A 374-nucleotide genomic window follows, 5' to 3' on the forward strand; every position below is an offset into this window, starting at 1 on the left:
ACGGGTGCCACTGGACCTCAAGGTGTTCAAGGACCTGCTGGTGCTACTGGCGCTACTGGACCTCAAGGTGTTCAAGGACCTGCTGGTGCTACCGGCGCTACTGGTGCTACGGGTGCTACTGGACCTCAAGGTGTTCAAGGTAACACGGGTGCCACTGGACCTCAAGGCGTTCAAGGTAACACGGGTGCTACCGGCGCCACTGGACCTCAAGGTGTTCAAGGTAACACAGGTGCTACGGGTGCTACTGGACCTCAAGGTGTTCAAGGTAACACAGGTGCTACTGGCGCTACTGGCGCTACTGGACCTCAAGGTGTTCAAGGACCTGCTGGTGCTACTGGCGCTACTGGACCTCAAGGTGTTCAAGGTAACACGGG

1 pseudogene is annotated in these 374 nt (G+C 57.8%); it reads left to right on the top strand.

What is annotated here, in order from left to right:
* A pseudogene (locus tag DOS87_RS30350) lies at positions 1–374 on the top strand (collagen-like protein); the annotation flags it as partial.

The sequence above is a fragment of the Bacillus sp. CR71 genome (assembly GCF_003429245.1).
In the GTDB taxonomy this organism is placed as follows: Bacteria; Bacillota; Bacilli; order Bacillales; family Bacillaceae_G; genus Bacillus_A; species Bacillus_A thuringiensis_S.